Source organism: Leptospira idonii (assembly GCF_004770995.1).
In the GTDB taxonomy this organism is placed as follows: Bacteria; Spirochaetota; Leptospiria; order Leptospirales; family Leptospiraceae; genus Leptospira_A; species Leptospira_A idonii.
Window position 1 is genome coordinate 15,024 of record NZ_RQHW01000031.1, and the last position, 13,430, is coordinate 28,453.

Annotated in this window: 12 protein-coding genes; 7 read left to right on the forward strand and 5 right to left on the reverse strand. The window is 41.1% G+C overall.

Annotated elements, in window-relative coordinates; genetic code table 11:
* Window positions 1–40: 40 nt before the first annotated feature.
* Both EHS15_RS08455 and EHS15_RS08460 read left to right on the forward strand, forming a co-directional pair.
* Window positions 41–1,417 (forward strand): outer membrane beta-barrel protein, encoded by a 1,377-nt coding sequence (locus EHS15_RS08455; protein ID WP_135760128.1) that lies wholly within the window; start codon window positions 41–43, stop codon window positions 1,415–1,417.
* Between the two features lie 22 nt (window positions 1,418–1,439).
* Entirely contained in the window at window positions 1,440–1,886 is a 447-nt protein-coding gene (locus EHS15_RS08460; RefSeq protein WP_135760129.1) for a hypothetical protein, read from the forward strand.
* 96 nt (window positions 1,887–1,982) lie between these two features.
* Here EHS15_RS08460 and EHS15_RS08465 read toward each other — a convergent pair whose 3' ends face one another.
* Window positions 1,983–2,537, reverse strand: a complete 555-nt coding sequence (locus EHS15_RS08465; protein WP_135760130.1) for a hypothetical protein — start codon at window positions 2,535–2,537, stop codon at window positions 1,983–1,985.
* Between the two features lie 164 nt (window positions 2,538–2,701).
* Between EHS15_RS08465 and EHS15_RS08470 the strand changes: the two genes are divergently transcribed.
* Window positions 2,702–4,651, forward strand: coding sequence for a methyl-accepting chemotaxis protein (locus EHS15_RS08470; protein WP_135760131.1), 1,950 nt, complete (start codon window positions 2,702–2,704; stop codon window positions 4,649–4,651).
* A 21-nt stretch (window positions 4,652–4,672) separates the two neighbouring features.
* Here the strand turns inward: EHS15_RS08470 and secA are convergent, their stop codons facing one another.
* The 3 genes from secA to EHS15_RS08485 are packed head-to-tail and all read right to left on the reverse strand — an operon-like array spanning window position 4,673 to window position 8,725.
* Complete coding sequence (gene secA, locus EHS15_RS08475; protein WP_135760132.1) at window positions 4,673–7,438, reverse strand: preprotein translocase subunit SecA; 2,766 nt, start codon at window positions 7,436–7,438, stop codon at window positions 4,673–4,675.
* Window positions 7,439–7,448: 10 nt separating this feature from the next.
* Window positions 7,449–8,138, reverse strand: a complete 690-nt coding sequence (locus EHS15_RS08480) for a type 1 glutamine amidotransferase (protein ID WP_135760133.1) — start codon at window positions 8,136–8,138, stop codon at window positions 7,449–7,451.
* Entirely contained in the window at window positions 8,135–8,725 is a 591-nt protein-coding gene (locus EHS15_RS08485) for a TlpA family protein disulfide reductase (RefSeq protein WP_135760134.1), read from the reverse strand. The genes EHS15_RS08480 and EHS15_RS08485 overlap by 4 nt, the downstream gene beginning before the upstream one ends.
* 128 nt (window positions 8,726–8,853) lie before the next feature.
* Here EHS15_RS08485 and EHS15_RS08490 point away from each other — a divergent pair, with 128 nt between their 5' ends.
* Complete coding sequence (locus EHS15_RS08490; RefSeq protein ID WP_135760135.1) at window positions 8,854–9,324, forward strand: DNA primase; 471 nt, start codon at window positions 8,854–8,856, stop codon at window positions 9,322–9,324.
* Window positions 9,325–9,525: 201 nt separating this feature from the next.
* Entirely contained in the window at window positions 9,526–10,794 is a 1,269-nt protein-coding gene (locus tag EHS15_RS08495) for a 6-hydroxymethylpterin diphosphokinase MptE-like protein (RefSeq protein ID WP_135760136.1), read from the forward strand.
* Here the strand turns inward: EHS15_RS08495 and EHS15_RS08500 are convergent.
* Window positions 10,791–11,012, reverse strand: a complete 222-nt coding sequence (locus tag EHS15_RS08500; protein WP_135760137.1) for a hypothetical protein — start codon at window positions 11,010–11,012, stop codon at window positions 10,791–10,793. The two genes, EHS15_RS08495 and EHS15_RS08500, sit on opposite strands and share 4 nt — an antisense overlap.
* A 132-nt stretch (window positions 11,013–11,144) precedes the next feature.
* Here EHS15_RS08500 and EHS15_RS08505 point away from each other — a divergent pair, with 132 nt between their 5' ends.
* Together EHS15_RS08505 and EHS15_RS08510 are read left to right on the forward strand one after the other, a co-directional pair.
* Window positions 11,145–12,617, forward strand: coding sequence for an HDOD domain-containing protein (locus EHS15_RS08505; protein WP_135760138.1), 1,473 nt, complete (start codon window positions 11,145–11,147; stop codon window positions 12,615–12,617).
* Complete coding sequence (locus EHS15_RS08510) at window positions 12,610–13,392, forward strand: ABC transporter ATP-binding protein (RefSeq protein WP_135760139.1); 783 nt, start codon at window positions 12,610–12,612, stop codon at window positions 13,390–13,392. The genes EHS15_RS08505 and EHS15_RS08510 overlap by 8 nt, the downstream gene beginning before the upstream one ends.
* Window positions 13,393–13,430 lie beyond the last annotated feature (38 nt).

The following is a 13,430-nucleotide window of genomic DNA, read 5'->3' on the forward strand; positions in this document are numbered from 1 at the left end:
TACATTACTTGCACCTGTCCTCTCATAGGAGAAAAGGCAAATGAGAAATAAATATACTCTTCTAGCAACTTCTGTTGCCCTTCTCGCATCAACTTCCCTTTTGGCACAGGACACAAAAGAGAAGTCTTGGTACGATAAGATCAATGTTTCGGGATATGTAGATGTATTCTACATGTACACCATGAACAATGTGGAAGGCGCGAAACGGGATGCTTCCGGTACCTTTAACACGCAAAACAAACAATTCGGAGTCGCAGCTGCTGCTTTAGATTTGCAAAAACTTGCTGAGAAAGATAGCCCATGGGGTTTCCGAGTCGTATTCCAAAACGGTCAAAACAACGTTTATCAGGAAGCACCTTATAACCAAACAAACGGAACAGTAAACATGAACATGTTGCAACAAGCGTATGTTTCCTTTTACTTCCCAGTTTTGAAAGGTATGACAGTTGATATGGGTAAGATGGCGACGCACATCGGTTATGAAGTATTGGAATCGAAAGATAACCCGGTTTACACGATAGGGTACATCTTCTTTAACACAATCCCCTTCATCAACACCGGTGTAAGAGCGAACCTTGCCATTACAGATAAACTCAACTTCGCAGCTTATCTATACAATAGTGTTGGTGGAACAGGATCCGACATCAGCCGTTTGAACAACGGAAACATGTCTGTTTACCAAGACGGTATCAACAAAAATAAGGCGATTGGAACTCAGTTGAAATACGACGTGATCTCAGACAAATTGCAATTTGTTTGGAACACATTGTATGGTGTTGATGTTACTACTGCACGTCCTACCAACGAACAAGTTTGGTTGAACGAGCTGTACGGTTCACCGATCCCTGCAACTAGAGCTAGTTACAAAAACGACTACTGGATGATCAACAACGTTATCATCAACTTCACACCTAACGACAGAACTTTGGTTTCCTTCGACTATACTCAAGGGGATAAAAGCGGTGCGGCGGCTACTTTGAACGATCCTACTACACAAGTAGAAGTTCCGGATGTCGGTAAATTGTCCTTAACAAGAGACGGTGCAACTGCGAAAAGAACTTATAAAACTTACGGTTTATGGTTCAGATACAAATTCACTGATTCTTGGGCACTTGCAGGTCGTTACGAAAGAATTGATGACTCTAAAAATGGTGGTCCACTCGGGGTGAGCAACAACCTTACCGGAAGATACGACCTTCAGTACATGAGCGGTCTAGGCTACAATAACAACACGCAGTATCACTTAGGAAGTGCACAAAGTTTTACAATCACTCCTACTTACTACTACGGAGACAACATCATCATCAAGTTGGACTTGAGACGTGACCAAGCGAAAGCTCCTGTGTTCACGGATGAAAAAGGAAATCCTAAATCTCACCAAAATGGTGTGGTGCTAGGCGTTGTTGCAACTTTCTAAATTGGAAAAGGAGAATAGAAACATGAGAACTAACACTTTCAAAAAAGTCTCCTCTGCAGTTGCTGTTTTAGCTGCGCTTACTTTCGTAGGTTGCACAAAATCATCTGCGGAAAAGAAAGACGACACAACTTTACTTACCTACTTGGTCACAAACCAAACGATTCCTACGGGACCACAAGCTGATTGTCTATCTTCAGTTTTGTTAATGAACCAGTGTATCACTGCTACGACAAAATTGGATGCGGGCGCAAACTGCTCATATGCACATATCAACAGTATGGTTACTGCTGGAGCGGATTACGCTGCAATCAAAACAAAAGTGGTGACAAAATACAATTCCTTGAAGTGTAACTTACCAGAGAACGCATACACTCTTGCTTCGGATGCAATCACTGCATTCAAAGGGGAGTTCCCGATCGTGGTAGACGGAAAGGAAACTACTGTTTTCACAGCGCCTACTTATTACTAAGATTTAACTTCTAGTAAATAGACGCTAAGAGGAGTGGGATGAAAATCATCCTACTCCTCTTTTTTTATTATAGCAAAGAAAAGAGAAAAGATTGGATTACTTATCTTCCAGCTCGTCTCCTCCCCTATTTTCATTCTTATTTTTCTTAGAATTCTTCAACCAGTTTCCCCAACTGAATCCTTTACTTCTTTCGGAAGAAGGTTTAATGATCGTTACTTTCTGCACGAAATTCTTACGGAAAAAAACATACACTTCATCGTCAGGAGCGGAACCTATCTCATAAATAGAAATAGGTCTAGTATAATGAAACACTTCCCCGTCTCCCGATAAAGAAACGCTGTCCGGCTCGCCTAAGTATTCTTTTACGAAAGGTTTTGTCTGTTTATAAAGTTTTTGAAGCATCACTTCTCGGATCTTCAGGCCGTTGTAGCCTTCCTCAGTCAATTTTTCTCTCTGCTCAGCCCGTTTCTGTTCCGTAGTCTTCAGATCTTCTTCGGATTTTTTCAACATCTGATTGCATTTTGTTTCGTCTTGAAAAGTTTCCATACAATTGTCGTATAGCGCTTGTTTGTTCTCAATCTGAACTTTATTAAAACTGGAACAATCGGAAAGAATAAGTAAGGAAATAGGCAGAATGATCGTCTTCTTCATATATTCCTATGGTAACTGAAATATCTAAATCGTCCAAACAATAATGACGGCATCAAAAAATAGAAATAAATGTCATAGATTTTGCTAAAAAGTGGAAGACGATGCTCAAAAACTAAGCAATAGTGTGGAAACATACCAATCGGTTTGTAAAATGAGTACTCTTTATGCTTAGCGGATTTACAATCAAAACCAGACTCATCCTCCTACCGATACCTTTGCTTTTGCCTATTTTGGCCTTATTTATCTCTCTTTTTTCAGAACAAAACAAGTCGATTCGCTTTTCGGAAAAAGAACTCTCGGGAATCATCAGTTTACGCAAGACCTATCACATCTTCGAAACTCTGATTTGGAAATCGAAACGATCCCCAAATATGCAAGAAAATGACAAAATCGATCTCTTACTGGAAGAGGAAAACATTCGAAAACTGACCAATGATTTGGAAAATATTGACAAATCCCCAACGAATGCTCTCTCTCTTCTCGAAAATTTAAGAATTCTGCAGTCGAAAATCGGGGACGATTCCAATCTTATTTTAGATCCGGACATCGATACTTACTATCTGATGGACATCTGTTTGATCCGCTTTCCTTCCATTTACGAATCCTTAGCAAAGATTCGCCTGGAAGGGAATGATCCTTCGAACAAGGCAGATTTAAAGGCGGAACTATTTTCCATCCATAAAGAGATCAAGGAAGTTCGAAAATCCATCGGAAAGATCAAAGAGTTTAATCCTGCTTTTTTTGAGGAAGATTTTCAGAAATCGGAATCTTTGATAACAAAGATTGAAGAAAAAGTTTCCAAAATGGAAGCCCGGATTTCCGACCCGAAAGAAATTTCCATTCCTGCTTGGAACGGAACCGAAGAAGAGGAATTCTCGGAACTGCTTACACTCTCCCTGGATCAGTTGGAAAAACTCATTCAAATCAGAGTCGCTTCTTTCCGTTCCTCGCAAAAATTATCCGCACTCGCTATTTTTATCATACTGTTTGCAGCGGTGAGTTTTCTGGTTCTCATCTTAAAAAGCATACTTTCTCCTTTGTCTCTCATTGTGAAAAAGATAGAAGAATTAACGAGTGAGGATGCCAATCTTTCCCACGAACTTCCGAACTTAGGCCAAAATGAACTAGGGATACTTTCCGAATCTATCAATAAATTTTTATCTAATTTAACCGATATTATATTAAAACTAAAATCTGCATCCCTCAATGCGAATACGTCTTCACATCGACTGAAGAAAGATGCGAGACTCGTTTCCGAATCTGCGAATAATCTGGCAAGCACATCGGAGGAATCCTCTTCCGCTTTGGAAGAACTCAGCCGTTCTTTCGATTTAATGTTAATCTCTATCGTCAGCGAAACGAAAAATATTTCGGAAATAGAAACGGCAATGCGTTCCATCAAAAGTTTTCTGGATTCCGTCAGCGGTTCTCTTGCCTCTTTGGAAAATATCTCCTCTGAATCGAATCGTGTCGCAGAAGAGGGAGATAAAACCGTGAAATACACCGAGAATTCCATGAATGAAATCAAGGAAGTCACCTCCCAAATTTCAGGAATCGTAAAACTCATCACGGATATTTCGGAGCAAACCAACTTACTTGCATTAAATGCAAGTATAGAAGCCGCCAGAGCAGGAGATGCAGGAAAAGGATTCTCAGTCGTTGCGGATGAAATATCCAAACTGGCGAACAAAACAAGATCTTCCGTGAACGGAATCAAAGCATTGATCGAAAAAACGAACTCTGCCGTAAACACAGGTTCCGATCATGTGACCGAAACTGTTACCACCTTATCTCATATAGTCGATAAGTCCCAAGCAATTCGAACCAAAGTGAGTCAACTTCAGAAAGAAATGTCTCTTCAATCCCAAAGCGTCAACTTAGTCACTACTGAGTTAAGAGGTTTGAAGGATATGGCGGAAATGATCGAACATTCCAGCAAAGAACAGAAAAAGGCATCGGAAGAAATGCAGATCGCAATCAACGAACTTGCCAAAAGAGCCGAACTGCTTGCGAGTAATTCGGAAGATTTAAACGAAGTAAGCGATGAGATTTCGGGAGTGTCCGGGAATATTTCCGAAATTACGGGAAGATTTAAAGTGAAATCGCCGAACTAAAGTTCGGCGATTTGATATGGATTATTTTTTTCTTCGGCTGGATTTTCTTTCCGAACTTCCTCCGGAACTGGTTTGAGTGGAAACCTGAGGTTTTGTCTGATTCTTTTTAGAATTCACCTCGTTTCCGAACATATCCACTTCCGCTCTGGATTCTTGACCCACTTTTTTGTATTCTTTCGGAGAACTTTCTCCCACAGAAGATTTATCCGATTCACTCACTTCGATTCTCAATAGGAAGGAAACCACTTCCAATTTCAAATTCTCAACCAGTTGATCGAACAATCTAAATCCTTGAAGTTTGTATTCCACCAAAGGATTTTTTTCTCCGTAACCTACGGTCCAAATCCCTTCCTTCAAGTGATCCATACCGTAAAGATGTTCTTTCCAACGATGATCCAAAATATCAAGGAATACGTTTCTTTCTATGGAATGCCAGATTTCTTCACCGATACCCTGCACTTTTTCGTTATAAGCCGCTTTCAAAGCAGCTGAAATTTCTTCGAAAACCTTTAGCTGCGGATTGGATTCTTTTTTGAATTTAGCAGCATCCACCTGATAAGGAATTCCCAAGGAAGAAGCCCACTCATTCAAAGAGTCGGTATTCCAAGCATCCGTATTATTTCCATCACAATGAGCGACGATTTGGTTTTCTGCCACTTCCTCGAAATAATCCAGGATGGTTTGAGACATGTTTCCTTTTTCAAGAAGTTCATTACGGATTCCGTAAATGTAAATTCTCTGGCGGTTCATCACGTCATCATACTCTAACAAATGTTTTCTGATATCGAAGTTATGACCTTCTACTCTTTTCTGAGCACGAGCAATCGCATTGGATACCATGGAATGTTCCAACTCTTGTCCTTCCGGCATCTTTAAAGTATCCATAATTTTAGCGATTCTGTCGGAACCGAAAATACGCATCAGATCGTCTTGCAAGGAAAGATAAAATCGAGAAGAACCAGGGTCTCCCTGTCTTCCGGAACGACCTCGCAACTGATTGTCGATACGACGAGACTCATGACGTTCAGAACCGATGATATGCAATCCGCCAGCTTCGATCACCAAGTCATGATCTACTTTCCATTTTTTGGCGGAATCCAAGATATTGATGCATTGTTTTTTGATGGCTTCATGGGAAATCGAATTTAAAGCCTCCCCACTCTCATCAAACTTTTGTTTCACGAGAAGTTCTCTAAAACGATAGATCGAATCCAAAACGTCTTTGGAAGTGATTCCCGCTTTTTCGGCGATCTCGTCCAATTTCTCCAACTCATCTTTGTATTTAGGAGCTCCTCCTAAAACGATATCCGTTCCCCTTCCCGCCATATTCGTTGCGATTGTGACTGCGGACGATTTTCCCGCATTGGCAACAATCTCGGATTCGCGTTCGTGTTGTTTCGCATTTAATACGTTATGTGCGACTCCGTTGGCAGTTAAAAGTTTGGAAAGAACTTCCGATTTTTCGATGGAAATCGTTCCCACGAGAACCGGTTGTTTTTTTGCGACTCTCTCTTTGATGTCTTTCAAAACTGCGTCGAATTTTTCTCTTTCCGTTTTATAGACTCTGTCCGCAAGATCTTCCCTTTTTACTTTCAAGTTGGGAGGAATGACGATCACGTCCAAATTATAGATTTTTTTGAATTCTTCCGCTTCCGTATCGGCAGTTCCGGTCATACCGGCTAACTTCTTATAGATACGGAAATAGTTTTGGAAAGTGATGGAAGCGAGTGTTTGGGATTCGCGAGCGATAGGAACTCCTTCCTTCGCTTCCAAAGCCTGGTGCAATCCGTCGGAGTATCTTCTTCCTTTCATCAAACGACCGGTAAATTCATCGACGATGATGACTTGCCCTTCTTGCACCACATAGTCTTTGTCTCTATAAAAGATTTTATGGGCTTTCAAAGCCTGGTTCACGTGATGCACCAGCTCGATGTTTTCGGCGTGATATAGATTTTCCACATCCAGAAGTTTCTCTACATGATGAACTCCTGCCTCAGACAAGATCACATTCCTTGCTTTTTCGTCGATTTCGAAGTCTTCGCCTTCGATCAACTTAGGTATGATATGATCAACTTTGATGTATTTATCGGTAGATTCTTCCGCAGGACCGGAGATGATGAGAGGAGTTCTAGCTTCATCGACTAAAATCGAATCCACCTCGTCCACAATCGCAAAGTTATGTTGTCTTTGTACTTTGTGTTCCTTATAAGAAACCATATTGTCTCTAAGATAATCGAAACCGAATTCGTTGTTGGTTCCGTAAGTGATGTCGGAACCGTAAGCTTCTTTTCTTTCCTCATGATCCATATCGTGTTGGATCACTCCTACGCTTACCTTTAAAAAGTCGAATATAGGCTTCATCCAGTTGGCATCCCTTTTCGCCAAATAGTCGTTTACCGTGACTACGTGGACTCCTTCGCCGGAAAGAGAATTCAAATAGATAGGAAGAGTGGAAGTTAATGTTTTCCCTTCTCCCGTTTTCATTTCGGAGATGTTTCCCCAATGAAGGGAAATTCCCCCCATCATCTGCACGTCGAAATGGCGCATCCCCAAAGTTCTGTATGCGACTTCCCGAACGGTGGCAAAAGCTTCCGGCAGGATGTCGTCCAAAGTCTCCCCCTTCGCCAATCTTTCCTTAAAAGAGGAAGTTTGGAGAGAAAGATCTTGATCACTCAGATCTTTGATTTTGGATTCGAAGGAATTGATTGCCGTAACGATAGGAGTGAGTCTTTTTAAATCTCTTTCGTATTTACTGCCGAATAATAGGGTTAAGAATTTTTGAAACATAATTGATCCGTTATATATTTAGAATATTGCGAAATATGATTTTTCCGGTCTCTTCCATCGCACTTTGTTTGCCGGCTATGTCGGAGAAATCTCCGTTTCCTTTGGCGATGAATTCCCTGTGAACCCCTTGCCAAACGCGAAGCATAGGAAGAGTCGGCTCCAAATGAGTTTGAAAAGCGAAAGCCTTGTTTCCGTAAGAAAACATTTGGTTAGGATAATAACTTCCTTCCAAAAGATGAGTGGCACCGTTCGGAATGGAAAACACGTCTTCATGAAGATGGAATGCTTGGATTTCCGAGGAAAAAATGCCTTGGAAGATAGGGTGGGATTTATCTTTGATTCGAAGAGGAGAAAACCCGACTTCCGGTCCTTTTTCTCCCACAGTCACACTTCCACCTAACACCTTTGCAAGGATTTGAGAACCGAGACAGATCCCGATCATCTTTCTTCCTTCCGTAGCCAACATGCTTTCCACCAATTCATAATAAGGTGCAAAAAAAGAATCCATAGAAGGATCGGCCACGGACTGAGGCCCTCCCAAAAGTACGATCAAATTGAAATTCAAATGCGCTTCCGGCATCAAATGAACATGTTTGTCGTAAGCGTTGTGGTAACTGATTCGATACCCTTTTTCACGTAACACCGGTTCCAAGATACCGGGTCCTTCACAATCTTTGAATCTTATGAGTAAACTTCTCATATACCGTCCATCCCGAACTGGTGTCGGAAGAATTCGATTTTCGGATCTTTACGAATGGCATCCAAAGAAGTTTCCTCCGAAATGGATCCGATAAAGTTATAATATAGACGAAGCGGCTTGGTTTCAAAGAGGAGAGTTTCCGGAGTTGCAGTGACCAAAGCCCCTTCTTTCACTCGAAAACTGGGTTTCATGAATAAAATAGGAAGATGGATGCCTCTGGAGATTTTTTCTTTCTCCATTCTTGCCTTCGCTTTGGAAAATGCCTCTCCCCATCCTGCTTGTTCCGGAAGATCGGGAACCGTCTGATAAGGATCTACCACAAGATAGAGCGCCTTTCTGGGAAATTTTTCCTGAATTTGCTCATGGAGAAAATTCAATGCGGGGATTTCTTTCCAACAAGGGACGCAATCGGGAGAATATACGTTCAAAGCGATTTGATCTTTATCCAGGGAAGAAAAGAAAATCTCTTCTCCGGATTCGGTAACGCCGGACCATTCCGATTCTCCGAAATAAGACGACTTTGCAGGAGCACAAAAGGTTAGGCTCAAAATAAGAAAAAAAAGGCCGGGGAAAGTTTTTTGTCCCATCAATTGTTCCCAATTTAGGCGGTCAAACCAGGGTGTAAAGTCCCTTTTCGAACTTTCCCCCTTGACAGAGAGGTGCCCATCCCCAAACTGGTCTAACATTCCATTCCTTCCTCTGGGGAATCTAAAAAATGAGCCAATCGCACAAAGAAGACTTCGACATCGTATCCTTAATTGAACTCTGCCGTGATAAAAAATACGAAACTTGCGTGGCTGGATTTGGGGCGATCGATAAAATCGAAAAAATCACCCTTCCTAAGAAGCTTAAAAACCGCAAGCTCACAGTACAAGCACTTTATTCTCTCACTAACGATTTAATTCAATGGAAATATCTTTCTAAAGAAGAAAGGGAAAAAATCCAAGAAGAAAAAGACAAATTGGCGGGAGTTACTTCTACGCAAGGTGCCTCTTTCGCTCCTCATGCGGAAGAAGACATCGAAGAAGATTTCATTCCTGAAGAAGAAGCACGTAAGCCGGAACTTATGGATGAAGACGGTTACGAAGATGAGTTCGGCGACGATTCGGATGACGATGATGACGACGACGATTTTGATGATGACGATGATGATTCGGATGATGACGACGAAGAGGAAGAAGACTAAGAGGTCTTTCCCATCAGCTTCGAACCGATTCTCGAAAACCAAGAACTTCTAAATTTCTTTCACTCTCCCACTCAATCTTATATACACTCGCGATTCGATCCTTTAAAGGAAGGGTCGCGGTTTGTATCTTATTATTCTCCCAATCCAGATCTCACACCTTGTTGGATCGGGCTAGGCGCCTTACATCACATTGACTTTGTTTTGCGGCTGCACGGAGACAAAATCAAAAGATGGATCTTTTGGGAACCCTTCTCAGAAGTCGCAAACAATCCTTATTTTCAAAAGAAATGGGAACGAATTGCGGAAGAAATGACAGAGAAAGGAATCGATTTCGTTCTGCTTCCTCCCGACCCTCATTCGGAAGAATGGCAGTCGGAATGGAAACTGTTTTTATCTCGCTCGGAAGGCTCACAAATATCCATAGAGTTTTTTCCTTTCCCCTATTACTCTCGTTTTGCGGCCAAAGAAATCACAGAGTTCAAATCGAATCTTTCCCGGCAGAAAAACCTGCACGAAGAGATCAATCAGTCCACTCAATCTTTCTTTCAAAAGATATGGACTCAAAACTATTTGAAAAACTTGTTTTGTATCGACCGAAAAGAGCATATTTTCTGGTTAGATGGTATATCCCTCGAAGGTAAATCGGTTTTGTTCGTAGGAGCCAGTCCAAGTTTGGAAGAAATCGTCTCCGAGATTCCCAAAATCAGAAAAAATATAATTTTACTGGCGAGCGACACCTGTCTCGGCTTTCTGCTCCACCATTCGATTCTGCCGGATGCGGTTTTATCCATGGATCCGGGGAGAGGAACTTTGTTTCATTTTCTTCCCGAAATTCCCAAGTCCGTTAAAATCATAACTTGGTTAGGCGGAAATCCTCACTTATTCTCTTTGCCGAATCCGATTTATCTGGTAAATACGAATCATCCTTTCGATCAATTGATCGGACATTATTGGAATTCGGAAGCAGTCTCCGAAAAACGATCGGAAGCGGCGAAAGAGGTATGGAAAGAATTTGAAAATCCCAGTTTGAATTTGATCGGTATGGCGATCGCTTTCGCAGAAAGAGGGAAAGCAGACAAACTGATATTAGCCGGTGTGAGTTTTAAAGAAGAATCCGGAAAATCCCATTGTAAGGGAACAGGTTATGAGTCCTACCGATTGCCACAAGCCACTAGAAAAACTACTTACGAAGCTTTGCACCGCAGGCTTTATGGAAAAGAAAGATCTGGAAAAAATTTATTGGCTTGGGATTCCATTTGGAATCGTAAAGAAAGCGTATCTATTCTTCCTTTTTCAGAGTATATATTAGAAAAATCGAATATTACTGGAATGAGAAATGAGAATGAATTCCACTGGATGTCAAGCTTTAGGGGAAACCCCCAAGTAAAACAAAGCTTATGGGAAAGGGCTTTCCAAGAATTTCCCCATGCAGTTTCTCTTTCTACTCTCAAACGTTGGAAACTCGCTTAAGCCCCGAATAATATAGGGATTTCGCTCAAATTCCACTCTGGTTTTTCTTTGTTAGCAGGGAGCATGGGAAAGAATCCAGACTTCTTCTTTTGCTTTTTTTCCTTTGTCACTTCTTGTAAAATTTTTTCCAATCGATCCTCCATAAGATGATGTAAATTTTCCAAATCGACTGTAGTTAAATTTTGATTTTGCTCGTGTACTTCATTATGTAATTCCATATTGAACTCCTTTCTGAATACTACTGTAACAAAGTACTGGGACAAATCTCAGTAGAATGAAGAAAAAAATAAATCAATTGCAATGGGATGAAAGTTATTTAAAAGAGTGTTACTAGGAAAGTTAAAAGCCCTGTGAATTTTCAAGAAATTATCTCTCAGTTAGAGACATCTAAAGAATCAAGAATCAATTACTATTTTGTTACAGAAGAGCAAAATCAAGAAATTTACGCCCTCTTAGTTCATGTCATGGGGTATATGGACAAACTCTATTTGGTGGAAGTCATCTTCACTGTTCTGAAAGAACTTTTGATGAATGCGAATAAAGCCAACGCCAAAAGAGATTATTTCCAAAGAGAAAAATTAGACATTCACAATCCGAAAGATTATGAAAAAGGAATGGAACATTTCCAAGAGAACATCATTCTGAAATGGAATGAACAATTGGAACGTTTGGACGGAGGGAATTTCTACATCAGCCTTCTTATGAAGGTAGAAGGAAAAAGCATCCACTTCGCCGTGGAAAACAACGCTCCCATCACCCAAGAGGAATTGGCCAGAGTCAATAAGAGAATCGAAGTAGCAAAGAACTACAATGATCTTTCCGATGCTTTTTCAGATGTATCAGACAGCACTGAATCCGCCGGACTAGGACTCGTTCTCATCCAGCTTCTTTTGAAAAACTCAGGAATCGGTTCCGACAAATTTAGAATTCATACAAACGACAAATTGACTCGTGCCACTTTAACGGTTCCCGATGTCACTACTCCTCTAGAAATCACTACTACGCTCAAAACAAAAATTCTGAATGAGATCGACGGACTTCCTCCCCTTCCTCATTCCCTTACGAAAATCATTCAACTTTGCAACAATCCGGATTCAGATCTGAATATGATCTCTACGGAGATAGAAAAGAACCCTGCGCTTTCGGCAGATCTTTTGAAACTTTCCAATTCCGCTTTTTTCGCAAACAGAAGCCAAGTCAGTTCCATATTACAGGCAGTGAAAGTGGTAGGGTTAAAAAACCTGAGAAACCTTCTCTATGTTTCCGGAGTCCGCAAAATTATGGACGGACAATACGGAAAGATGATCGATGTTTGGGAACATTCCAGCAGATGCAGTTATTACGCACGTTATTTGGCAGCGGAACAAAATCATACCAACAAATTCGCGGACATCATCGCCGTCAGTGCCTTGTTACACGATATCGGTAAATTCCTGCTTTTATCCGTAGACAGGTCTTTTTTCAAAAAAATAGAAACCTACCAAAGAGGAACCGATTCCGGGAACTCCACTCTTTTGGAGGAAATGGCAATCGGTCTCAGCCATCCTCAACTGGGAGCTCTTTTGGCGGAGAAATGGGAATTCCCTCCCGACCTAAGAGTCGCAATAGAATACCATCACAAACCGTTTTTGGCTCCTGCCGATCTGAGAGACTTGGTAGAGATCATCTATATGGCGAATATGATGTGCGACTTTCAAGAGCAGAAAAAAGGGTTTTATGCGATCGACAAGAACCTTCTTGCCAAATTCAATTTAGATAATATAGACAAATTTTCAAAAGAAGTGAAAAAGGTAGAAACTCTGTATAAAAGTTCTAATGTCTGATTTCATCCGCTTTCGAGAAGTTTCCTTTTTTAGAAATAACAACCCCATCCTGAACAACCTCTCCTTTTCCATCGGAAAAGGAGAGTCTCTTGTGATCCTTGGCCGCAACGGAGCAGGGAAAACGACTCTCATCAATCTATTGTTCGGTTATCTTTGGCCCACTTCCGGTTCCATCACTGTTCTAGGAGAAGAATACGGAAGCACTCCTCTCAAACCCATTCAAAATAAAATAGGAATTTTACAGTCCGCACACCAGGAACACCTTCTGCAAAAATCACTTACTGCGGAAGAAGTCATCATTACAGGAATCCACGGAACTCTGGGTTTGTACAATGACATTACGGAAGAACAGATCCGAATCGCCAAAGAAAAGTTAAACTCTTTAGGGATCGCAAAAAAAGCGGATCAAAAATACACCACTCTCTCTTCGGGGGAAAAAACAAAGGTGCTTCTTTTGAGATCGATCGGACTGGGAAAAGAAATTTTAATTTTGGATGAACCTGCCGCAGCTTTGGACCTCACTGCAAGATACGAATTGAACCAAAGTATCTCCAAAATCAAGGAAGACCATCCTCATCTGACTCGCATTCTAATCACCCACAGATTGGATGAAATCCCAACTGACTTCGATCAGGTGATGCTTATCAAAAACGGAACCATCATCAAAAAGGGAGAGAAAAAAGATACTCTTACCAAAGAATATCTTTCCGATCTTTATGATTTGAATCTCAACGTACAAGTGAAAGACGGTCAATACAACGCCACTTTCGGCTGAGGCAAAAAAAAACCAGAGGGGAAAGGAGATTACCCCCC

Coding starts and splice junctions, on each gene's coding strand:
- EHS15_RS08455 (WP_135760128.1), top strand. CDS start 41: ATGAGAAATAAATATACTCTTCTAGCAACTTCTGTTGCCCTTCTCGCA.
- EHS15_RS08460 (WP_135760129.1), top strand. CDS start 1,440: ATGAGAACTAACACTTTCAAAAAAGTCTCCTCTGCAGTTGCTGTTTTA.
- EHS15_RS08465 (WP_135760130.1), bottom strand. CDS start 2,537: ATGAAGAAGACGATCATTCTGCCTATTTCCTTACTTATTCTTTCCGAT.
- EHS15_RS08470 (WP_135760131.1), top strand. CDS start 2,702: ATGCTTAGCGGATTTACAATCAAAACCAGACTCATCCTCCTACCGATA.
- secA (WP_135760132.1), bottom strand. CDS start 7,438: ATGTTTCAAAAATTCTTAACCCTATTATTCGGCAGTAAATACGAAAGA.
- EHS15_RS08480 (WP_135760133.1), bottom strand. CDS start 8,138: ATGAGAAGTTTACTCATAAGATTCAAAGATTGTGAAGGACCCGGTATC.
- EHS15_RS08485 (WP_135760134.1), bottom strand. CDS start 8,725: ATGGGACAAAAAACTTTCCCCGGCCTTTTTTTTCTTATTTTGAGCCTA.
- EHS15_RS08490 (WP_135760135.1), top strand. CDS start 8,854: ATGAGCCAATCGCACAAAGAAGACTTCGACATCGTATCCTTAATTGAA.
- EHS15_RS08500 (WP_135760137.1), bottom strand. CDS start 11,012: ATGGAATTACATAATGAAGTACACGAGCAAAATCAAAATTTAACTACA.
- EHS15_RS08510 (WP_135760139.1), top strand. CDS start 12,610: ATGTCTGATTTCATCCGCTTTCGAGAAGTTTCCTTTTTTAGAAATAAC.